The organism is Saccharopolyspora terrae (assembly GCF_004348435.1).
In the GTDB taxonomy this organism is placed as follows: domain Bacteria; phylum Actinomycetota; class Actinomycetes; order Mycobacteriales; family Pseudonocardiaceae; genus Saccharopolyspora; species Saccharopolyspora endophytica.
The window spans coordinates 19,201-41,161 of record NZ_SMKS01000055.1 but is presented as its reverse complement, the minus strand read 5'-3'; the positions used below and the strand labels follow the sequence as shown (position 1 = coordinate 41,161).

20 protein-coding genes and 1 pseudogene are annotated in these 21,961 nt (G+C 70.2%); 15 read left to right on the top strand and 6 right to left on the bottom strand.

What is annotated here, in order from left to right; genetic code table 11:
- Positions 1-132 (top strand): annotated as a pseudogene (locus E1181_RS24155) (IS481 family transposase); the annotation flags it as partial.
- Here E1181_RS24155 and E1181_RS24150 read toward each other — a convergent pair.
- A complete protein-coding gene (locus tag E1181_RS24150; protein ID WP_132678109.1) occupies positions 129-1,097 on the bottom strand; it encodes an MBL fold metallo-hydrolase in 969 nt (322 codons plus the stop codon). The pseudogene E1181_RS24155 and the gene E1181_RS24150 overlap by 4 nt on opposite strands.
- 119 nt (positions 1,098-1,216) lie before the next feature.
- Here E1181_RS24150 and uvrC point away from each other — a divergent pair, with 119 nt between their 5' ends.
- The 14 genes from uvrC (at position 1,217) to E1181_RS24080 (ending at position 15,490) form a co-directional block, all read left to right on the top strand.
- Positions 1,217-3,187, top strand: coding sequence for an excinuclease ABC subunit UvrC (gene uvrC, locus E1181_RS24145; protein WP_132678107.1), 1,971 nt, complete (start codon positions 1,217-1,219; stop codon positions 3,185-3,187).
- Entirely contained in the window at positions 3,180-4,058 is an 879-nt protein-coding gene (rapZ, locus tag E1181_RS24140; protein WP_132678106.1) for an RNase adapter RapZ, read from the top strand. The genes uvrC and rapZ overlap by 8 nt, the downstream gene beginning before the upstream one ends.
- Positions 4,055-5,032 carry a gluconeogenesis factor YvcK family protein gene (locus E1181_RS24135; RefSeq protein ID WP_132678105.1) on the top strand — a complete coding sequence of 326 codons (978 nt, stop codon included), beginning with the start codon at positions 4,055-4,057 and terminating at the stop codon, positions 5,030-5,032. Before rapZ ends, E1181_RS24135 begins: the two co-directional genes overlap by 4 nt.
- Complete coding sequence (gene whiA, locus E1181_RS24130; protein WP_132622499.1) at positions 5,023-6,009, top strand: DNA-binding protein WhiA; 987 nt, start codon at positions 5,023-5,025, stop codon at positions 6,007-6,009. The genes E1181_RS24135 and whiA overlap by 10 nt, the downstream gene beginning before the upstream one ends.
- 480 nt (positions 6,010-6,489) lie before the next feature.
- Positions 6,490-7,500, top strand: a complete 1,011-nt coding sequence (gap, locus tag E1181_RS24125) for a type I glyceraldehyde-3-phosphate dehydrogenase (protein ID WP_132678103.1) — start codon at positions 6,490-6,492, stop codon at positions 7,498-7,500.
- An 82-nt stretch (positions 7,501-7,582) separates the two neighbouring features.
- A complete protein-coding gene (locus E1181_RS24120; RefSeq protein ID WP_132678102.1) occupies positions 7,583-8,785 on the top strand; it encodes a phosphoglycerate kinase in 1,203 nt (400 codons plus the stop codon).
- The gene (gene tpiA, locus E1181_RS24115) at positions 8,785-9,570 is read left to right on the top strand and encodes a triose-phosphate isomerase (protein WP_132678100.1); all 786 of its coding nucleotides are present in this window, start codon (positions 8,785-8,787) and stop codon (positions 9,568-9,570) included. Before E1181_RS24120 ends, tpiA begins: the two co-directional genes overlap by 1 nt.
- 211 nt (positions 9,571-9,781) lie before the next feature.
- A complete protein-coding gene (secG, locus tag E1181_RS24110; RefSeq protein ID WP_010310736.1) occupies positions 9,782-10,015 on the top strand; it encodes a preprotein translocase subunit SecG in 234 nt (77 codons plus the stop codon).
- A gap of 56 nt (positions 10,016-10,071) precedes the next feature.
- Positions 10,072-10,416, top strand: coding sequence for an RNA polymerase-binding protein RbpA (locus E1181_RS24105; protein ID WP_132678099.1), 345 nt, complete (start codon positions 10,072-10,074; stop codon positions 10,414-10,416).
- A 350-nt stretch (positions 10,417-10,766) separates the two neighbouring features.
- Positions 10,767-11,240 (top strand): ribonuclease E activity regulator RraA, encoded by a 474-nt coding sequence (rraA, locus tag E1181_RS24100; protein ID WP_132678098.1) that lies wholly within the window; start codon positions 10,767-10,769, stop codon positions 11,238-11,240.
- A 92-nt stretch (positions 11,241-11,332) separates the two neighbouring features.
- Entirely contained in the window at positions 11,333-12,628 is a 1,296-nt protein-coding gene (locus E1181_RS24095) for a TrkH family potassium uptake protein (RefSeq protein ID WP_408010546.1), read from the top strand.
- The gene (locus tag E1181_RS24090; protein WP_235877001.1) at positions 12,621-13,286 is read left to right on the top strand and encodes a potassium channel family protein; all 666 of its coding nucleotides are present in this window, start codon (positions 12,621-12,623) and stop codon (positions 13,284-13,286) included. The genes E1181_RS24095 and E1181_RS24090 overlap by 8 nt, the downstream gene beginning before the upstream one ends.
- Before the next feature lie 81 nt (positions 13,287-13,367).
- Positions 13,368-14,819: an FAD-dependent tricarballylate dehydrogenase TcuA gene (gene tcuA / locus E1181_RS24085; RefSeq protein ID WP_235877000.1), complete on the top strand. Its 1,452-nt coding sequence runs from the start codon at positions 13,368-13,370 to the stop codon at positions 14,817-14,819.
- A gap of 20 nt (positions 14,820-14,839) precedes the next feature.
- Positions 14,840-15,490 (top strand): GntR family transcriptional regulator, encoded by a 651-nt coding sequence (locus tag E1181_RS24080; RefSeq protein WP_207922286.1) that lies wholly within the window; start codon positions 14,840-14,842, stop codon positions 15,488-15,490.
- A gap of 192 nt (positions 15,491-15,682) precedes the next feature.
- Here E1181_RS24080 and E1181_RS24075 read toward each other — a convergent pair whose 3' ends face one another.
- The 5 genes from E1181_RS24075 to E1181_RS24055 form a co-directional block, all read right to left on the bottom strand.
- Positions 15,683-16,867: a glycoside hydrolase family 10 protein gene (locus E1181_RS24075; RefSeq protein ID WP_132678094.1), complete on the bottom strand. Its 1,185-nt coding sequence runs from the start codon at positions 16,865-16,867 to the stop codon at positions 15,683-15,685.
- Positions 16,868-17,053: 186 nt separating this feature from the next.
- Positions 17,054-17,803 carry a 6-phosphogluconolactonase gene (gene pgl, locus E1181_RS24070; RefSeq protein WP_132678093.1) on the bottom strand — a complete coding sequence of 250 codons (750 nt, stop codon included), beginning with the start codon at positions 17,801-17,803 and terminating at the stop codon, positions 17,054-17,056.
- Positions 17,800-18,762, bottom strand: coding sequence for a glucose-6-phosphate dehydrogenase assembly protein OpcA (gene opcA / locus E1181_RS24065; RefSeq protein WP_132678091.1), 963 nt, complete (start codon positions 18,760-18,762; stop codon positions 17,800-17,802). The genes pgl and opcA overlap by 4 nt, the downstream gene beginning before the upstream one ends.
- Positions 18,759-20,291, bottom strand: coding sequence for a glucose-6-phosphate dehydrogenase (zwf, locus tag E1181_RS24060; RefSeq protein ID WP_132678089.1), 1,533 nt, complete (start codon positions 20,289-20,291; stop codon positions 18,759-18,761). The genes opcA and zwf overlap by 4 nt, the downstream gene beginning before the upstream one ends.
- Positions 20,288-21,919 carry a glucose-6-phosphate isomerase gene (locus E1181_RS24055; RefSeq protein WP_132678087.1) on the bottom strand — a complete coding sequence of 544 codons (1,632 nt, stop codon included), beginning with the start codon at positions 21,917-21,919 and terminating at the stop codon, positions 20,288-20,290. Before E1181_RS24055 ends, zwf begins: the two co-directional genes overlap by 4 nt.
- Positions 21,920-21,961 lie beyond the last annotated feature (42 nt).

Genomic DNA, 21,961 nt, shown 5'->3' with positions numbered 1-21,961 from the left:
TACAGCACCGAGACCCAACGGCGCGCCGCCTTGCCCGGCTGGCTACACGGCTACAACCATCACCGCCACCACACCAGCATCGGCGGCCCACCCGCCAGCCGCGTAACCAACCTCTCAGGTCAGTACACCTAGACGTGGGTCGGCAGGGGGCCGCCGTTGTAGGTGACGGTGTCGCCGAACGCCTCGGCGAGGTCCATGTCGCGGTCGTCGGCCTCGGCGTAGGCGCGGTGGACGTTGAGCACGATGCGTTCGGAATCCGGCCAGTTCGCGAATTCGCCGAGGTCACAGCGCTTCGCGGCCTCCAGCGGGCTGAGGCCGTCGGTGCGGCCCTTGCGCGCGGTGTCCAGGACGAAGCGGTAGTAGCGCGCGTGGTCCTCCAGGACGCGGGGGAGCGCGGAGCCGGGGAACGTCGGGCCGTGGCCCGGAACCACCGCGGTCGGCCGGAATCCGGCCAGCCACTCCAAGGATTTCAGCGCGCCCTCCACCGAACCCATGAACACCAGCGGCGTCACGCCGTGGAACAGCAGGTCGCCGCTGAACAGCACCGCCGCGTCCGGAACCCACGCCACCACGTCCCCGGGCGTGTGGGCGGCGAAACCCGGGTGGTGCAGCTCGACGGCGCGCTCGCCCACGTGCAGCGTCAGCGAGTCCCGCAGCACCACCGACGGTGCGCGGTGCTCGGTGATCTCCCACTGCGGCACGGGTTCCCAGACCGGTGGCGTCGCGGTGAGCAGGGTGTCGGCGAGGATGCCGTCGCGCGTCGCGAAATGCCCCACCACCGCTGTGGAATCCGGCAGCAGCGCGTTGCCGTGGGTGTGGTCGCCGTGCAGGTGCGTGTTGACCGCGAAGCGGATCGGAGCCTCGCCGCCGACCGCGCGGACCGCGTCCAGGAACCGCCGGGTGCGCTCGGCGGTCGCGCAGGTGTCCACCAGCACGATGCCGTCGTCGGTGATCACCGCACCGGCGTTGTTGATCCACCACGAGCCGTCCGGCTGCACCCAGGCGTGCACGCCCGGTCCCACTTCGGCGAGCGCGGCGCGGTCGGGGGCGGAGCGCTCGGGGCCTCGGTCGGGACGACTGGTGTGGGTGTAGCTCACGGTGACCTCCCGGCGGTGCGTGCGAAGATCGTGGACCACCCAGTGTGCCCGCAACCGCACTCGGTGTGGTGGACCGGCCGCCGACGAGGTTCGTCGGGGCTCGCACGTAGGCTGGTGGCGTGGCCGACCCGTCCACCTACCGACCAGCACCAGGCACGATCCCGGACGCCCCGGGCGTCTACCGCTTCCACGACGCCACCGGGCGCGTGATCTACGTCGGCAAGGCGAAGAGCTTGCGCAGCAGGCTCTCCTCGTACTTCGCCGACCTCGCCGGGTTGCATCCGCGCACCCGGCAGATGGTCACCACCGCCACCGGCGTGCGGTGGACCGTGGTGGGCACCGAGGTGGAGGCCCTGCAGCTGGAGTACTCCTGGATCAAGGAGTACGACCCGAAGTTCAACGTCCGCTACCGCGACGACAAGTCCTACCCGGTGCTGGCGGTGACGCTGCACGAGGAGTACCCGCGGCTGCACGTCTACCGCGGCCCGCGCAAGCGCGGCGTGCGCTACTTCGGTCCCTACGCCCACGCGTGGGCGATCCGGGAGACCCTCGACCTGCTGCTGCGGGTGTTCCCCGCGCGCACCTGCTCGGCCGGGGTGTTCAAGCGGCACTCGCAGATCGGCCGCCCGTGCCTGCTCGGCTACATCGGCAAGTGCTCGGCGCCGTGCGTGGACCGGGTCAGCGCCGAGGAGCACCGCGGGATCGTCGAGGACTTCTGCGACTTCCTGGCCGGCCAGACCGACCAGCTGATGCGCAAGCTCGACAAGCAGATGCAGGCGGCCTCGGCGGAGCTGGAGTTCGAGCGGGCCGCCCGGCTGCGCGACGACCTCGAAGCGCTGCGCCGCGCGATGGAGAAGCAGGCGGTGGTGCTCGGCGACGGCACCGACGCCGACGTGGTGGCCTTCGCCGAGGACGAACTCGCCGCAGCCGTGCAGGTCTTCCACATCCGCGGCGGCCGCGTTCGCGGTCAGCGCGGGTGGGTGATCGACAAGCTGGAGGAGACCGACACCGCCGCGCTCACCTCGCAGTTCCTCACCCAGTTCTACGGGGAGCAGGCCGCGCTGGCCGACCAGGCCGACGCCGGTGGGAGCCCGGTGCCGCGCGAGGTGCTCGTGCCCGAGCTGCCCGAGGACTCCGAGACCATCGCCGGCTGGCTCGGCGAGCTGCGCGGCAGCCGCGTCAGCCTGCGCGTTCCGCAGCGCGGTGATAAGCGTGCGCTCATGGAAACGGTGGAGCGCAACGCCAAGGAGGCGTTCCAGCAGTACAAGCTGCGCCGGGCCGGTGACCTCACCGCCCGCTCGGCCGCGCTGCAGGAGCTGCAGGAATCGCTCGCGCTGGACACCGCACCGCTGCGCATCGAGTGCATCGACGTCAGCCACGTGCAGGGCAGCGACGTGGTGGCTTCGCTGGTGGTCTTCGAGGACGGCGTGCCGCGCAAGTCCGAGTACCGCCGGTTCGAGGTCCGCGAGGGCGCCGAAGGCGGCGACGTCGGCTCGATCGACGAGGTCGTGCGCCGCCGCTTCGCCCGCTACCTCAGCGAAACCGCGAAGGAGGAGGCGAGGGAGGACGGAGCCGACGCCCCGTCCGGGATCGACCCGGACACCGGACGGCCCAAGAAGTTCGCCTACCCGCCGAACCTGCTGGTCATCGACGGAGGCGGGCCGCAGGCCAACGCCGCCGCCGACGCGCTGACCGAGATGGGCATCACCGACGTCGCGGTGATCGGCCTGGCCAAGCGCCTCGAAGAGGTGTGGCTGCCCGCCGACCCCGATCCGGTGATCCTGGCGCGCAACAGCGAAGCGCTGTACCTGTTGCAGCGGGTGCGCGACGAGGCGCACCGCTTCGCCATCAGCTACCACCGGTCGAAGCGGGGCAAGCGGATGACGAGCTCCACATTGGACGCGATCCCGGGTCTGGGTGAGACTCGTCGCGCGGCGCTGCTCAAGCACTTCGGCTCGGTGAAGAAGCTTCGCCAGGCATCGGTCGAGGACATCGTGGCGGTACCCGGGATCGGCCGCAGCACCGCGGAAACCGTTCACGCGGCGCTGGCCGAAGGGACAGCCGGAAAACAAGGGGAACAAAGTGAGTGACGAGCATTCGGGCATCGAGGTCGCGGTCGTCAGCGGCCTGTCCGGAGCCGGCCGCAGCACCGCGGCCAAGTGCCTGGAGGACCTCGGCTGGTTCGTGGTGGACAACCTGCCGCCGGAGCTGATCGCCACCATGGTCGAGCTGGGCGCCCGCTCCAGCGGCCAGATCACCCGCGTCGCGGTGGTGATGGACGTGCGCAGCCGCGCGTTCACCGAAGACCTCGGCTCGGTGATCAAGGACCTCGACGCCCGCGGCTACAAGCCGAAGGTGCTGTTCCTGGAGGCCACCGACGAGGTGCTGATCCGCCGCTTCGAGCAGGTGCGGCGCGGCCACCCGATGCAGGCCGACGGCCGGCTGGCCGACGGCATCGCCGCCGAGCGCTCGCTGCTGTCGCGGCTGCGCTCGGAAGCGGACCTGGTGCTCGACACCACCGGTCTGTCGGTGCACCAGCTGCGCAGCAAGATCGAGGACGCCTTCGGCACCGAGGCCAGCACCCGCACGCGCGTGACCGTGCTGTCCTTCGGCTACAAGTACGGCCTGCCGATGGACGCCGACCTGGTCATGGACTGCCGCTTCCTGCCCAACCCGTTCTGGATCCCCGAGCTGCGCGAGTTCAACGGCCTCGACGAGGAGGTGCGCAACTACGTGCTCGGCCAGGAGGGCGCCGAGGAGTTCATGGACAGCTACCAGCAGCTGCTGCGGCTGGTCGGCGCCGGTTACCACCGGGAGGGCAAGCGCTACCTGACGCTGGCGCTGGGCTGCACCGGCGGCAAGCACCGCAGCGTCGCGCTGGTCGAAGAACTGGCGCGCAGGCTCGCCGAGGACGACGGGATGATGGTCAAGACGGTCCACCGGGACCTGGGGCGCGAGTGACGGGCGAAGACCGGCCACTCCGCGCGGTCGCCCTGGGCGGCGGGCACGGGTTGCAGGCGTCCTTGGCGGCGCTGCGCTGGATCACCCCCGACGTGACGGCCGTGGTCACGGTCGCCGACGACGGCGGGTCCTCGGGCAGGCTGCGCCGCGAGCTCGGCCTGCTGCCGCCCGGCGACCTGCGCAAAGCCCTCGCGGCGCTGGCCGACGGCGGGGAGCGGGGGCAGCTGTGGTCGCAGGTGTTCCAGCACCGCTTCGGCGGTTCGGGAGCGCTGGCCGGGCACGCGGTCGGCAACCTGCTGCTCGCCGGTCTGCTGGAGGTGCTGCAGGACCCGGTCGAGGTGCTCGACCACGCCTGCGAGCTCCTCGGCGTGCGGGGACGGGTGCTCCCGATGTCGACCCGGCCGCTGGACATGATCGGCGACGTCGTCGGTTTGGACTCCGATCCGGAGGCCGTGCGCACCATTCGAGGCCAGGTCGCTCTCGCCAGTACACCCGGTCGGGTGAAACAAGTGCGATTGCACGCGAACGGTGATGGTCCCCCGACGGCGTGCCCGCAGGCCGTGGAGGCCGTCACCCACGCGGATCTGGTGCTGCTCGGTCCCGGCTCCTGGTTCACCAGCGTCCTGCCACATCTGCTGGTCCCGGAGCTGCACGAGGCTCTGGTGACCACGTCGGCGCGGCGTTTCGTGGTGCTCAACCTCATCCCTCAGCCGGGTGAGACGGCGGGCTTCTCGCCCGAACAACACCTGGACGTACTCTCGCAACACGCGCCCCGGCTGAAGGTCGACGCCGTGCTGGCCGATGCGGACTCGGTGCCCACTCCGGACCGGTTGCGCTCGGCGGCCTCGGACCTGGGTGCCTGGACCTTGCTGGACAAGATCGCCGCGCCCGCCGTGCCGGGACGGCACGACCCGCAGGCGCTCGCGGCGAGCCTGCGGGCCGCACTGGAGAGGAGGACGGACCAGTGGCGATGACCGCGGCGGTCAAGGACGAGTTGAGCCGGTTGTCGGTGAGCAAGACGTGCTGCCGACGAGCGGAGGTCTCGTCGTTGCTGCGCTTCGCCGGCGGACTGCACATCGTCGCCGGCCGGGTGGTGGTCGAGGCCGAACTCGACAGCGGATCCACCGCGCGCAGGCTGCGCAAGGAGGTCCACGAGCTGTTCGGACACCACTCCGACGTGCACGTGATCACCTCCGGCGGCCTGCGCAAGGGGACCCGCTACGTGGTGCGCGTGGTCAAGGACGGCGAAGGGCTCGCCCGGCAGACCGGGCTGCTCGACCCGCGCGGACGTCCGGTGCGCGGGCTGCCCGCGCACGTGGTCTCCGGCGGCTCCTGCGACTCCGAAGCCGCGTGGCGCGGCGCCTTCCTCGCGCACGGCTCGCTCACCGAACCCGGCAGGTCCTCCTCCCTGGAGGTCACCTGCCCCGGACCGGAAGCCGCGCTGGCGCTGGTCGGCTCCGCCCGGCGGATCGGGGTGTCGGCCAAGTCGCGCGAGGTGCGCGGCGCGGACCGCGTCGTGGTCCGCGACGGCGACGCCATCGGAGCCCTGCTGACCAGGCTCGGCGCGCACTCCAGCGTGCTGTCCTGGGAGGAGCGGCGGATGCGGCGCGAGGTGCGCGCCACCGCCAACCGGCTGGCCAACTTCGACGACGCGAACCTGCGCCGGTCGGCCCGCGCGGCGGTCGCCTCGGCCGCCCGCGTCGAGCGGGCCCTCGACCTGCTCGGCCCCAACGCGCCCGACCACCTCACGGTCGCCGGCCGGCTGCGACTGGCCCACCGCCAGGCGTCGCTGGAGGAGCTCGGCCAGCTCGCCGACCCGCCGATGACCAAGGACGCGGTCGCCGGCCGCATCCGGCGGTTGCTGGCGATGGCCGACAAGCGCGCCCGCGAGCTCGGCGTTCCGGACACGGAGTCAGCAGTAACAGCGGAAATGCTCGAAGCCGAGGCTTGATCTGCGGTGTTCGAGATCTGGTTTGCTTCGCGGTGCGGGTAGCGGAACCTGACACGTCGTCTGGCTGCGGGATCCGTTGCTGATGTGTGTCCACTACACGGCGCAACGGCTGTCCTCGCCAGACGACGTGTCAGAACCCGCGGCGGTGCCGGTTGCTTAGCCGGGGTGATGAGGAAGCGGCTTCGCCGCTTGCCTGACGTGCGTCGGGTCGGTTTCTCGGGCTGGGGGCTTCGCCGAACCGGTGCAGAGATTCCGATCACCGGTGGCGCATTTTCGTCACCGCCGGGGGTGGGCTTCTGAACTGCAAAGATGCCGCCCGCTCGGGGTTCGGCGGGTATGCTCGGCGTCGCTCACCCGAACGCGCTGTGACAGCCCGCGACCGCCCACGTGCGGGGGCTGTCGAGGCAGATAGGGTGAACCCGAGACCATCAACTCACCCGCCGAAGTCATCGGCCGGGTCAGTCACGAGGAGAGATCGGCGTGACCGTTCGCGTAGGTATCAACGGCTTCGGTCGGATCGGGCGGAACTTCTGGCGTGCGGCGACCGCCAGCGATCACGACATCGAGATCGTGGCCGCCAACGACCTGGGCGACGTCGCGACCATGGCGCACCTGCTCAAGTACGACAGCATCCTTGGTCGCCTCGACCAGGAGGTGAAGGTCACCGGTGAGGGCATCGAGGTGGGCGGCAAGCTCATCAAGATCCTCGCCGAGCGTGACCCGGGCAAGCTGCCGTGGGGCGACCTGGGTGTGGACGTCGTCGTCGAGTCCACCGGCTTCTTCACCAACGCCGCCGACGCCCGCAAGCACGTCGACGAGGGCGGCGCCAAGAAGGTCATCATCTCCGCCCCGGCCAAGGGCGAGGACCTGACCGTGGTGCTGGGTGCCAACGACGAGAAGTACGACGGCACGCAGACCATCATCTCCAACGCCTCCTGCACCACCAACTGCCTCGCGCCGATGGTGAAGGTCCTCAACGACACCTTCGGCATCGAGCAGGGCCTGATGACCACGGTCCACGCCTACACCGCGGACCAGAACCTGCAGGACGGCCCGCACAAGGACCTGCGCCGCGCCCGTGGCGCCGCGGTCAACGTGGTGCCGACCAGCACCGGCGCCGCCAAGGCCATCGGCCTGGTCATCCCGGAGCTCAACGGCAAGCTCGACGGCTACGCCATGCGCGTGCCGGTGCCGACCGGTTCGGTCACCGACCTCACCGCCACCGTGCAGAAGGAAGCCACCACCGAGTCGGTCAACGAGGCCTTCAAGGCCGCCGCTGCCGAGGGCCGCTTCAAGGGCATCCTCAAGTACAACGAGGACCCGATCGTCTCCTCCGACATCGTCACCGACCCGCACTCGACGATCTTCGACGCGCCGCTGACCAAGGTCATCGGCAACCAGGTCAAGATCGTCGGCTGGTACGACAACGAGTGGGGCTACTCCAACCGCCTCGCCGACCTCACCGCCCTGGTCGCCTCGAAGCTGGCCTGAGCAACACTGGATGAGACCCGCACGAGCCGCAGCGCTTCCGCCCGGCTCGTGCGGGTCTTCCCGTCTCACGAGGAGTTAGAGCGTGAAGAACCTCGACGATCTGCTGTCCGAGGGCGTGCGGGGTCGTCGCGTCCTGGTGCGCGCCGACCTCAACGTGCCGCTGGACGGCGACAAGATCACCGACGACGGCCGCGTGCGCGCCTCGCTGCCGACCGTCACCAAGCTCACCGAAGCCGGTGCGCAGGTCGTGCTCACCGCGCACCTCGGCCGCCCGAAGGGTGAGCCCGACCCGCAGTTCTCGCTGGCACCGGTCGCCCGCCGCCTCGGCGAGCTGCTGGGCTCCGACGTCGCGCTGGCCGGTGACCTGGTCGGCGAGTCCGCCAAGTCCACCGTCGCGGGACTGGCCGACGGCGGCGTCGCGCTGCTGGAGAACGTGCGCTTCGACGCCCGCGAGACCAGCAAGGACGACGCCGAGCGCGAGTCGCTGGCCGCCGACCTCGCCGCCCTGGTCGGCGACGGCGCCGCCTTCGTCTCCGACGGCTTCGGCGTCATGCACCGCAAGCAGGCCTCGGTCTTCGACGTCGCCAAGAAGCTGCCCGCCTACGCAGGCGGCCTCGTGCTCGCCGAGGTGGAGGTCCTGCGCACCCTCACCGGCGACGCCAAGCGCCCCTACGCGGTGGTGCTCGGCGGTTCCAAGGTCTCCGACAAGCTCGGCGTGATCAAGGCGCTGCTGCCCAAGGTCGACAAGCTGCTCATCGGCGGCGGCATGGCCTACACCTTCCTGGCCGCGCAGGGCTACGGCGTGGGCTCCTCGCTGCTGCAGGAAGACCAGATCGACAACACCAAGAAGCTGCTCGCCGACGCCGCCGACAAGATCGTGCTGCCGGTCGACATCGTGGCGGGCGACCGCTTCGCCGCCGACGCCGAGAAGCAGACCGTCGACGCCGACGCCATCCCGGACGGCTGGATGGGCCTGGACATCGGCCCCCGCAGCGTCGAGCAGTTCGCCGAGGTCCTGCGCGGTGCCGGCACCGTGTTCTGGAACGGCCCGGCGGGCGTGTTCGAGTTCCCGGCCTTCGCCGAAGGCACCCGGGGAATCGCGCAGGCCATCGTCGACTCCGAGGCCTTCAGCGTCGTCGGCGGCGGCGACTCGGCCGCGGCCGTGCGCACCCTCGGCCTGCCCGAGGACGGCTTCTCGCACATCTCCACCGGCGGTGGCGCGTCGCTGGAGTACCTGGAGGGCAAGGAGCTCCCGGGTGTTCAGGTCCTGGAAGGTGAAGCCTGATGGCTCGTCAGCCCCTCATCGCCGGCAACTGGAAGATGAACCTCAACCACCTCGAGGCCATCGCCCTGGTGCAGAAGCTCGCCTTCACGCTGCCGGAGAAGTACCTGGCCAAGGTCGAGGTGGCGGTCATCCCGCCGTTCACCGACATCCGCAGCGTCCAGACGCTCATCGACGGCGACAAGCTGGGCATCAAGTACGGTGCCCAGGACGTCTCCGAGCACGAGTCCGGTGCCTACACCGGTGAGGTCTCGGGACCGATGCTCGCCAAGCTCGGGTGCAGCTACGTGGTCGTCGGGCACTCGGAGCGCCGCGAGTACCACGCCGAGACCGACGAGCTCGTCAACAAGAAGGTCCGCCAGGTCCTCAAGAACGAGATGTCGCCGATCCTCTGCGTCGGCGAAGCCCTCGACGTGCGCGAGGCCGGCGGCCACGTGGAGCACTGCACCACGCAGCTCATCAACGGGCTCAAGGGCCTCAAGGCCGAGCAGGTCCGCCAGGTCGTCGTCGCCTACGAGCCCGTCTGGGCCATCGGCACCGGCAAGGTGGCCACCGCCGCCGACGCCCAGGAGGTCTGCGGCGCGCTGCGGCAGGCGCTCAGCGACAAGTACGGCAAGGAGATCTCCGACGAGATCCGCGTGCTCTACGGCGGCTCGGTGAAGTCCAGCAACATCGGTGAGCTGGTCGGCCAGAGCGACGTCGACGGCGCGCTGGTCGGTGGCGCGAGCCTCAACGCCGACGAGTTCGCCAAGCTCTCCGCCATGGCCGCGGGCGGACCGCTGCCGTGACCTGCGCGAGAGGGCGCCCCGGTCGGCACCGGGGCGCCCTCTCGTCGTTTCGGGTGAATTCCACTTCAAGATTTCCGGTGTCCGGTTGTCGCCCGCCGAAGAATCACAGGTCGGCGTGTGGGACCCTCGGTGCGTAAATGGGTGGACTGGTCAACTGGGGGTTGGCGGGCCGGTACTCTAGGTTGCGAACCGCTGTGCGAACGAGGACGATATGACTCTTTTCCTGCAGATCATGTTGATCGTGACGAGTGTCCTGCTGGTGCTGCTTGTCCTGCTGCACCGGGCCAAGGGGGGCGGACTCTCCTCGCTGTTCGGCGGCGGTATGCAGTCAAACCTGGCCGGCTCCAGCGTGGCGGAGAAGAACCTCGACCGAATGACGCTGTTCGTCATGGCGCTGTGGGTCATCTCCATCATCGGCGTCGGCCTGTTGATCAAGATCGGTTGATCGACCGGGCCTGTTGACGGTCGAGCAACCCCGGGCCGCTTGGTGGGTGAGGATGGATGACTGGCGGTAATGCCATTCGCGGCACTCGTGTGGGCTCGGGCCCCACGGTAGGCGAGTCTGAGCGGGGGGAAGCCGCTCCGCGGAAGCGGATCGACTACTGGTGCGCCAACGCGCACCACAGCACGCCGTCGTTCGCGCTCGACGCCGAAGTGCCGGAGGAGTGGGACTGCCCGCGCTGCGGATTGCCCGCAGGCCGGGACGAGCAGAACCCTCCGGCGGCGAAGCGCAACGAGCCCTACAAGAGCCACCTCGCGTACGTGAAGGAGCGGCGCAGCGATGAGGATGGGATGAAGATCCTCGACGAAGCGCTGGAGAAGCTCCGGGAGCGTAAGGGGCGGTAGAGGTATTGGAGAGCCGGGTTCGGGATTTGTTCCCGAACCCGGCTCTTTCTTTTGGTCAGGTCTACTGCAACTACTCAGTGGTCGTGTTGCTTGGCGGTGCGGGAAGCGGAACCTGAGCGGCTCTCTGGCTCCGGGATCCGAGACTTGTGTATGACCAAACACGGCGCTACGGCTGTCCTCCCCAGAGAGCCGCTCAGAACCCGCGGCGGTGCGAGTTGCTGGGGTGGGGTAGTGAGAAAGCACCTTCGGTGCTTGCCTGACGGGGGCTGGGTTGTTTTGTTGGGGTTGGCTCGTTTTGTTACTGGCGGGTAGGGTTCTTTTGGTCTTTGAGGTTCTCTTGGGAGGCATTGATGGCAACGGCGACGGCTGATCTGGCGGATCGGGAGGGGCCGGAGGTGCGCAGCTGCGATGTGCAGTTCCGCAACTACGGCGGTGTGGTGGCCTTCGAGGGGCGCGTTCGCACGGTCACCTGCTTCCAGGACAACGCGCTGCTGAAGAAGACCCTCTCCGAGCCCGGCGACGGAGCTGTGCTGGTCATCGACGGCGCGGGCTCGATCCACACCGCCCTGGTCGGCGACCTCATCGCCGAGCTCGGCCGGTCCAACGGCTGGAGCGGCATCATCGTCAACGGCGCGATCCGCGACTCCGCGGTCATCGGGGGCATGGAGTTCGGCGTCAAGGCGCTGGGCACCAACCCGCGCAAGTCCACCAAGACCGGTGAAGGCGTTCTCGACGAGGTCGTCGAGCTCGGTGGCGTGAAGTTCGTGCCCGGCGAGTACGTCTACGCCGACAGCGACGGCGTCGTGGTGGTCGGCGAACCCTGATCGTCCCTTCGAAGTAGGGTGCTGCCGTGAGCGTCATCCCTGCTTTCGAGCGCGGGTTCGCCGCCGTCGTGCGGCGTCCATCGGTGCCGATCGTGCTGGGTTTCGCAGCCCTGATCGCGGTCGGCACCGTCGCGTTGATGATGCCGTTCTCGACCGAGACCGGTGAGCCCACCGATCTGCTCCCGGCGCTGTTCACCGCCACCTCGGCGGTGTGCGTGACCGGGCTGATCGTGCTGGACACGCCCACCCACTTCTCCACCGCGGGCGAAGTGGTCATCATCGTGCTGATCCAGCTCGGTGGCCTGGGCATCATGACCGTCGCCTCGCTGCTCAGCCTGGTGATGTTCCGCCGCTTCGGACTGCGGATGCGGCTGACCGCGCAGGCCGAGACCAAGGCCCTCGGGCTGGGCGACGTGCGCCGCACGGTCTTCCGGGTGATCGGCCTCAGCCTGCTGTTCGAGCTGGTCGTGGCGGCGCTGCTGACCGCGCGGCTGGTCATCGGCTACGAGCTGGGCCTGGGGCGGGCGATCTACGAGGGCGTCTTCCACGCGGTCTCGGCCTTCAACAACGCCGGGTTCGCGCTGCGCAGCGACAACCTGATGTCCTTCGCCACCGACCCGTACTTCCTCCTGCCGATCTGCCTCGCGGTGATCGCCGGCGGTCTCGGCTTCCCGGTGTGGGTGGAGATCTTCCGGCACCTGCGGGTGTCGCGCCGCTGGACCATGCACGCCAAGGTCACCCTGCAGGCGACCGCGTTGCTGCTGGTCGTGGGCGCGGTCGGGATCACCGCCGCGGAGTGGACCAACCCCGGCACCCTCGGGCCCATGTCCTGGCCGGGCAAGCTGGTGGCCGGGTTCTCCAGCGGGGTCATGCCGCGGACCGCCGGGTTCAACATCCTCGACGTCGCGGCCTTCCACCCCGGGACCTTGCTGCTGCAGGACATCCTGATGTTCATCGGCGGCGGCAGCGCGGGCACGGCCGGTGGCATCAAGGTCACCACCTTCGCGCTGCTGGCGTACGTGATCCTCGCCGAGATCCGCGGCGAGCCCACCGTGCACGTGATGGGCAGGCAGCTGCCGGGAGCGGTGCAGCGCCAGGCGCTCACGATCGTGCTGCTCGGGGTCGCCCTGGTCATGCTGACCGTGCTGATCTTGCTGGTGATCACCCCGTTCGGGCTGGACGAGGTGCTCTTCGAAGCGGTGTCGGCGTTCGCCACGGTCGGTCTGTCGACCGGGATCACCGCACAGCTGCCGGCATTCGGGCAGACACTGCTGGTGCTGCTGATGTTCATCGGCAGGCTCGGTCCGATCACCCTCGCGTCCGCGCTGGCGCTCCGCGAGCGCGGGCGCCGCTACGAACTACCGGAGGAGCGACCCATCGTTGGCTAAGAACGACGACACCAACCAGATCGTGGTCATCGGCCTCGGCCGCTTCGGCAGCTCGCTGGCCGCCGAACTCGTGCGGCGCGGCTCGGAGGTGCTGGCGCTGGACTCGCGGCCGAACGTGGTGCAGCGCCACGCCGACGAGCTCACTCACACCGCCGTCGCCGACAGCACCGATCCCGAGAGCCTGCGCCAGCTCGGCGTGCACCAGTTCAAGCGGGCCGTGGTCGCCATCGGCACCGAGCTGGAGGCCAGCATCCTCACCACCTCGCTGCTGGCGGACTTCGGCATCCCGCACATCTGGGCCAAGGCCACCAGCCGCCAGCACGGACGCATCCTGGAGCGCGTCGGCGCGCACCACGTGGTGCTGCCCGAGCACGAGATGGGGGAGCGGGTCGCGCACCTGGTCAACGGCCGGATGCTCGACTACATCGAGCTCGCCGAGCACTACGCGCTGGTCAAGACCCACGCGCCCGCCGAGGCCGTTGGCAACACCCTGGGCGAGCTGAAGCTGCGCTCCAAATACGGCGTGACGGTCGTCGGCATCAAGCGGCCGGGGGAGGACTTCACCTACGCCACGGCCGAGACCACCGTCGGCCAGCAGGACACGCTGATCGTCGCGGGAACGACCACCCAGGTCGAAGCCTTCGCCGAGCGCACCTGAGCGACCAGCGCTCGCACGTCGTTCCCAAACGGCCCTCCGGTCGGTATTCTTCTGTATACAGTCGTGTGCAGGAGGTGCGTGGTGGACTTCGACGTCGTGGTGGTCGGTGGGGGCAACGCGGGGTTCTCGGCGGTGCACTCCGCCGCCGAGCGGGGTGCCCGGGTGTTGCTGCTGGAGAAGGCCCCGGAAGCCGAGGCAGGTGGCAACTCCTTCTACACGGCGGGGGCGTTCCGGTTCACCTTCGACGACATCGACGACGTCGCCGACCTGCTCGAACCCGATGAGCGGCACGCCGATTCGGTCGTGCCCGCCTACCCGCCGAGCGCGTTCCACGCCGACATGGACCGGGTGACCGGGGGACGCTGCGACCCGGTGCTCACCGAGGTCCTGGTCTCGCGGTCCACCGACACCGTGCGGTGGCTGGCGGGCAAGGGCCTGACCTGGCGGCTGATGTACGAGCGGCAGGCCTACCTCTCCGGCGGCAAGTGGGTGTTCTCCGGCGGGCTCTACGTCGGCACCGTCGACGGTGGCAAGGGCCTGATCGCCCAGCACACCGCCGCCGCGCGGCAGGAGGGCGTCGAGATCCGCTACGGCGCTGAGGTCACCGCGCTGCACCTCGACGACCGCGCCGTCACCTACCGGGCCGGGGGAACCGAGCACCGGGTGTCGGCCGGGGCGATCGTGCTGGCCGCCGGGGGCTTCGAGGCCTCCGCCGAACGCAGGGCTCGCCACCTCGGCCCGGAGTGGGCAGCCGCCTACGTGCGCGGCACGCCGACCAACACCGGCGACGTCCTCGACCTCGCGCTGGCCGCCGGCGCCGTGCCGCACGGCGACTGGACGACATGCCACAGCACCGCGTGGGACGCCGACGCCGACCCCGACGGCGGGAACCGCGAGCTGACCAACCAGCTGACCCGGCAGAGCTATCCGATCGGGATCGTGGTCAACCGGGCGGGGGAGCGCTTCGTCGACGAGGGCGCCGACTTCCGCAACTACACCTACGCCAAGTACGGCCGGGAGATCCTGCGCCAGCCCGGAGGACGGGCCTTCCAGCTCTTCGACGCGAAAACCCGCCCGCTGCTGCGCGCGGAGGAGTACGACTCGCACCCGATCGCCGCCGCGCAGGCCGACACGCTGCCCGAACTCGCCGAGGCGCTGGGCATCGACACCGACCGACTCGCCCGGACCGCGCGGGAGTTCAACGAGTCCATCGTGGACGCCGAGTTCGACCCCGCGGTCAAGGACGGCCGCGCCGCGCACGTCGAACCGCCCAAGTCCAACTGGGCCCTCGCCCTCGACACCCCGCCCTACTGCGGATTCGCGGTCGGGTGCGGCATCACCTTCACCTTCGGCGGACTGCACGTCGACGCCGACGCCCGCGTGCTCGACGCCTCCGGCTCGCCGATCGCGGGACTGTTCGCCTGCGGCGAGATGGTCGGCGGGCTGTTCTCCGGGAACTACCCGGGAGGCAGCGGACTGACCTCGGGCGCGGTGTTCGGCAGGCTCGCCGGGGCGGGGGCTGCGACGGTCTGAGTATCCTGGCCTTCTGCCAGGTGGACCCAGCGATGAAGGAGATGGCGGCCCTGTCCGAGGTGTACGAGCGGCTGCGCGGCGAGATCGTGGACGGCACCTTCGACGCCGGTGCCAACCTGGTGGAGCTGGCGCTCGCCGAGCGGTACGGCACCAGCCGCACGCCGATCCGCGAAGCCCTCCGCAGGCTCCAGCAGGACGGACTCGTCGAACGCGGTGACCGCGGCATGCGCGTCCGCTCCCGCAGTCCTGAGGAGATCCTGGAGATCTACGAGGTCCGCATCGCCCTGGAGGCCACGGCGGCTTTGGCCGCCGCGACCCGGCACAGCGACTTCGACCTCATCCGCATCCACAAGGCCCAGTCCGCCATGGACGCCGTCTCCCAGGAGGACCCGGCGGCGATGGCGTCGGCCAACCGCGCCGTCCACGAGGCGATCTGGACCGCGAGCCACAACGGCACGGTCGTGGACCTGCTGACCAGGCTCAACAACCACCTCACCCGGTACCCGGCCACGACCCTGGAGATCCCCGGCCGCTGGGCCGAAGCCCTCGCCGAACACCACGAGCTGATCCAGGCCATCGAATCCCGAGACGCGGACCGCGCCGGCGCCCTCGCCAGAACCCACATGACCAAGGCCCGGGACCTCCGCCTCCAGCTCTACCGCGAAGCCTGACCCGTCCCGGTTCAGGAATACCGCAGCAATCCGTCGCCGGAACACCGCAGTAATCCGGTACCCGATTACTGCGGTATTCCGGGTTCCAGCAGGTTTCCGGGGCCACGGGGGTGGTCGGGGTCGGATTGCGGCGGTAATCGGGGGTCTGATTACTGCGGTATTCCGTCCTCGGATTACTGCGGTGTTCCGGGTTCAGGGGGTGTAGTGGTCTTGGACCACTCGGGCCATGGCTTCTTCGGCGACCGTGGTGAGGGACTTGGCGCTGAAGTAGATGTCGCCCGCGACGTTGGGTTGGCCGGCGTTGAAGGCGAGGTGGTTGGTGAGTTCGGCCGGGTCGGTCCAGTGGGGCTGGCCGACCTTGTAGGCGGCCTGGCCGATGTAGAGCTTCACGTCGGTGCCCTCGACGGTCCCGGACCACCAGGGGACGACCTTGGCGTAGTCGGCAGCCGGGTGGCCGAACTGCCAGTAGACCTGGGGAGCGATGTAGTCCACCCAGCCTTCGCGGACCCAGCGGCGGGTGTCGGCGAAGATGGACGAGTAGGACTCCATGCCGTTGGTGTCCGAACCGGCGGGGTCGCTGCTCGCGTTGCGCCAGATGCCGAACGGGCTGACGCCGAACTCGGCGCGCGGCCGGACCGCGTGCACCCGCTCGTCCAGCCCCGAGATCAGGTCGTTGACGTTGTCGCGGCGCCAGTCGTCGATGTTGTCGAAGCCCTTGCCGTGCGCGGCGAAGGTCCCCTCGTCCGGGATCCGCTGACCGTCGACGGGGTAGGGGTAGAAGTAGTCGTCGAGGTGCACGCCGTCGACGTCGTAGCGCGACACGGCGTCCATGATCGCGTCGGTGACGAACTGCCGGACCTGCGGCACGCCCGGGTCGTAGTACAGCTTGCCGCCGTAGGAGAACGTCCACTCCGGATGGATCCGGGCCGGGTGCGTGGGGACCAGCGAGTTCGGGTCGTCGGTCATGCTGACCCGGTACGGGTTGAACCAGGCGTGGAACTCCAGGCCGCGCTGGTGCGCCTCGTCGACGAGGAACCGCATCGGGTCGTAGCCGGGATCGCGGCCCTGCTGCCCGGTCAGCCAGTGCGACCACGGCTCCAGCGGCGAGGGCCAGAACGCGTCCGCGGTCGGCCGGACCTGCACGAACACCGCGTTCATCCGGTTCGCCACGGCCCGGTCCAGCACCGCCCGGTACTCGGACCTCTGCTGCTCGGCCGACAACCCCTGCCGACTGGGCCAGTCGATGTTGGCGACGCTGGCGATCCACACGCCGCGCATCTCGGTGCTCGACGGCGCGGCGACCCCGGCCGTGCCCAGCAACCCCACCAGGGCCGCTGCCAAACCCATTGCCGTGCCGAGCAAACCGAGCTTCCGCATCGGATCCCCTTCGCCGCGATCATCGACCGCGCCACAGCGTATTGCCCCACCGCGCCCGCCGCACAGGTCATCACCGATCGGGGCTAACGTGAACGCGCCCCCTTCAGCGAGAAGGAGGCGCGTTCACGTTCTTGCCGGAACTAGGAGCTGTTCATGAATGCGGCGGAGCCGCATCCTCAACAGCTCTCAGCCGAGCTGGGCCGCCGCGTCGGTGTCGAGCAGCCAGAGCGTGCGATCGCGGCCGACGGCTCCCGCGGCGGGGATGTCGACCGGCTTCGCGCCGCCCAGAGCGGACGCCACTGGTTCGGCCTTGGCCTTGCCGGTGGTCATCAGCCAGACCTCGGACGCGGCGCCGATCGCGGGCAGCGTCAGCGAGATCCGGGTGGGCGGCGGCTTCGGGCAGTCGTGCACGCCCACCACCGTGCGGGAGTCCTCCCGCACGTACGGCGTGTCCGGGAACAGCGAGGCCGTGTGGCCCTCCTCGCCGACTCCCAGCATCAGCACGTCGAACCGCGGCACGGCAGCACCCTCGGGTGCCAGCCCGGCGAGCAGCTCGGCGTAGTGCGCCGCGGCGGCGTCCGCGTCCGAACCGAACTCGCCGTCCGAAGGCGCCATCGGGTGCGCTCGCGCCGGGTCGACGTCGACGTGGTCCAGCAGAGCCTGCCGGGCCTGCGTCTCGTTGCGCTCGCCGTCGCCGTCGGGCAGGAACCGCTCGTCGCCCCAGAAGACGTCCACAGCGGACCAGTCCACCGCGCCCAGCGCGGGGGAGAGGCGGACCTGCTCCAGCACGCCGATGCCGGTGCGGCCACCGGTGAGCACCACCGACGCCGAGCCGCGAGCGGCCTGCGCGTCGGTGATCGCGGTGATCAGCCGGGCCGCCACCGCGGCGGCGAGCACGTCGCCGCCGGAGTGGACGAGGGCCTCGGGACGGCTCACTGCTCGTCCCCTTCCTCGTCGGAGTCCTCGGCGTCCTCGCCGCGCACGATGCCCTTGAGCCCACCCAGGGTGACCTCGTAGATCTCGTCCGGGTCGAGGCGGCGCAGCTCCTCGCTCAGGCAGTCCTGGACCTCGCGGCGCTGCAACGAGATCCGCCGGTCCGGCTGCCCCGGCTGGGTCAGCGTGCCGACCTTGCCGTCCGGCCGGACGATCTCGATGTTGCCGGAGGGGCGCTCCAGCAAGGCCGAGTAGATGCCCGAACCGGCCCGCGTGCTCTCCAGCCGGCGCACCGGGATCTCCAGGTAGGCCGACAGCCAGCCCGCCAGCAGATCCGTCGAGGGCGAGTCGGAGGCACCGGTGACGGTCGCCGAGGTGACGCGCTCGTGCGGAGGCAGGTCCATCGCCGCCGACAGCATCGCCCGCCAGGACGTCAGACGCGTCCAGGCCAGGTCGGTGTCACCGTCCACGTAGGACTGGATCCGCTTCTGCAGGGCCTCGATCGGGTCGCCCTCGGCCGCCGCGTCGGTGATGCGGCGGTGCGACAGCGCACCCAGCGGGTCCTTCGCCGGAGCAGCCGGCGCGTCGGTCGGCCACCAGGTCACCACCGGGGCGTCCGGCAGCAGCAGCGGCACGACCGAACCCGCGCCCTCGTCGGCCAGCGGGCCGTACAGCCGCAGCACGATGACCTCGGAGGCACCGGCGTCGCCGCCCACGCGGATCTGCGCGTCCAGCCGCGGAGCCGCCTGGCGGGCACCGCTGGCGACCACGATCACGCGGCACGGGTGCTCCCGGCTCGCGTCGTTGGCGGCCTGGATCGCCTTCTCCACCTCGGTGCCGTCGCCGGTGGCGATCACCAGCGTCAGCACCCGGCCGAGCGCCACCGCGCCACCGGACTCGCGCAGCTCCACCAGCTTCTTGTTGACCTGCGAGGTGGTTGTCGACGGCAGGTCGATGATCACGGTCGCCTCCAGACGCGTCCGGTGCGGGCCAGCATCTCGTCCGCGGAGGACGGACCCCAGGTCCCGGCCTTGTACGGCTCGGGCTTGCCGCGGGACTCCCAGTGCTGCAGCACCGGGTCCAGGATGTTCCAGGACAGTTCGACTTCTTCGTTCACCGGGAACAGCGAGGGCTCACCCAGCAGCACGTCCAGGATCAGCCGCTCGTAGGCCTCCGGCGAGGACTCGGTGAAGGCGTGGCCGTAACCGAAGTCCATCGTGACGTCCCGGACCTCCATGGAGGTGCCCGGAACCTTCGCGCCGAAGCGCATCGTCACGCCCTCGTCCGGCTGCACCCGGATCACCAGGGCGTTCTGCCCCAGCTCCTCGGTCATCGTGGAGTCGAACGGCAGGTGCGGCGCGCGCTTGAACACCACGGCGATCTCGGTGACCCGGCGGCCCAGCCGCTTGCCCGAGCGCAGGTAGAACGGCACGCCCGCCCAGCGGCGGCTCTCCACCTCCAGGGTGATCGCCGCGTAGGTCTCGGTGATCGAGTCGGACGCGAAACCGCCCTCCTCGTGCAGACCCGGCACCAGCGAACCGCCCTGCCAGCCACCGGTGTACTGACCGCGAGCGGTGGTGTGGTCGAAGGGGCCCACCGGCTTGGTCGCCGAGAGCACCTTGATCTTCTCCGCGCGCAGGTCGTCCGGCGAGAAGGAGACCGGCTCCTCCATCGCCGTGAGCGCCATCAGCTGCAGCAGGTGGTTCTGGATGACGTCCCGGGCCGCGCCGATGCCGTCGTAGTACCCCGCGCGACCGCCCAGGCCGATGTCCTCGGCCATGGTGATCTGCACGTGGTCGACGTAGTGCGCGTTCCAGATCGGCTCGAACAGCTGGTTCGCGAAGCGCAGCGCCAGGATGTTCTGCACCGTCTCCTTGCCGAGGTAGTGGTCGATGCGGAACACCGACTCCTCGGGGAAGACGTCGTTGACGATCCGGTTGAGCTCCTTGGCGCTGTCGGAGTCGTGCCCGAACGGCTTCTCGATGACCACCCGGCGCCAGCTCTCGTCGGTCGGGTCGGTCAGACCGGACCGGGACAGCTGCTTGAGCACCGTCGGGAACGCCGACGGCGGCACCGACAGGTAGAACGCGTGGTTGCCGCCGGTGCCCCGGTCGGCGTCGAGCTCCTTGACGGTGTCGGCGAGTTTGTCGAACGCCGCGTCGTCGTCGAAGGAACCCGGCACGAACCGGATGCCCTCCGCCAGCCGGTCCCAGACCGTCTGGTGGAACGGGGTCCGGGCGTTCTCCTTGACCGCCTCGTAGACGACCTGCATGAAGTCCTGGTCGGCCCAGTCGCGGCGGGCGAAGCCGGTCAGCGCGAAGCCCGGCGGCAGCAGGCCGCGGTTGGCCAGGTCGTAGATCGCCGGCATCAGCTTCTTGCGGGAGAGGTCACCGGTGACGCCGAAGATCGTCAGGCCGCAGGGCCCGGCGATCCGCGGGAGTCTTTTGTCCCGGGGATCCCGCAGCGGGTTCGTCCATTCGCTGCTGTTCACGCTCGTCCTCCCTGGTGGAGGTTCTGCACGGCCTTGACGAGCTCGACGAGCCCGGCCGCGCGGTCGGTGAGGTGCAGGCGCAGCACCGGACGGCCGTGGTCGGCCAGCACCTGCCCGTCGCCCAGCGCCTGGGCGCGCTGCAGACCGGCCAGCGTGTACGGCCGCTCCGGCACCTCCAGGTCGCCCTCGGAGTCGCCGGTGATCTGCAGGAACAGGCCGTTCTGGTGGCCGCCCTTGTGGTACTGGCCGGTGGAGTGTAGGAACCGCGGACCCCAGCCGAACGTGGTCTGCAGCCCGGTCCGCCGCGCCAGCTCGGTGCGCAGCACCGCGGCGGAGGCGTCGTCGAGGCGGTCCAGGTAGGCCTGGATCGCCAGGTAGCCGCTGGTCGGGGCGGTGGCCAGGAACGCGCGCAGCGCCTCGGTCACGTTGCCGACGCCGGCCGAGGCCCAATCGCCGGAGGGGTGCACCTCGATGGAGCCGTCGACGACCGCCGGGGTCGCCGCGGGCCCGCCCGCCGGGCCGTCCAGCAGCGCGCGTGCCGCCTTCTTCGCGGCCTCCACGTCGGGCTGGTCGAACGGGTTGATGCCCAGCAGCCGGCCGGCGAGCGCGGTGGCGAACTCCCACAGCAGCAGCTGCCCGCCCAGCGGGCCGTCGGTGCTGATCCTCGCGGTGTCGACACCCGGTCCCACGGCCACGGTGGTGGCGTCGGCACCGGCGTCGACGAAGCCGGGGGCGTCGGGGCTCTCCACCACGACCGGCAGCACGCCGGTGCCGTTCTTGCCGGTGGACTCGGCGATCAGCTGCTCCACCCAGTCACCGAAACCGACGATGCCGGAACCGGTGTCGGCGAAGACCAGCTTCTCGGCGCCCCTGTCGTGGGCCGCGCCGATGGCGGCGGCGAGGACGACGGCCGGGTTCTCGGGCGAGTCCAGGCTCACCGCCTTGAACGCGCTCGCGGCGTCGTCGAGCAGCGCGGCGACGTCGGCGCCCGCCAGACCGGCCGGGACGAGACCGAACGCGGTCAGCGCCGAGTAGCGGCCGCCCACGTTCGGGTCGGCCGTGAAGACCTTGCGGTAGCCGGCCTCGCGGGCCGCGGTCTCCATCGGGGAACCGGGGTCGGTGACCACGATGATGCGGGTCACAGGATCGATTCCGTTTTGCGAGAAGGCCTTCTCGAAGATCCGGCGGTGCGAGTCGGTCTCGACGGTCGTGCCCGACTTGGAGGAGACGACCAGCACGGTCCGGTCCAGATCACCCGCCAGCGCGTCGGCGACCTGGCTGGGGTCGGTGGTGTCGAGCACCGTCAGCGGGACACCGGTGGTGCCGGTGATCACCTCGGGTGCCAGCGAGGAGCCGCCCATGCCGGCCAGCACGACGCGGTCCAGCCCTTCGGCGTGCAGCTCGGCGCGCAGCGCGTCGATCTCGGCGAGCAGCGGGCGGGAGCTCTCGGCGAGGGTGGTCCAGGAGAGGCGGATGGACGCCTCGGGCTCGGCGTCGGTGCCCCACAGCGTGGCGTCCTGGGCGGCGAGCTTGCCGGCAACCGCGTCGGCGGTCAGCCGCTCGACCAGTGGGCGAGCCTCGGCCGCCAGCGCCGTGTCGGCAATTTCGACAGAAACATCGGTTGCCATGAAGATCCTTCAGGGCTCGAAAGAGTTTTTAGTTCGTAGGGG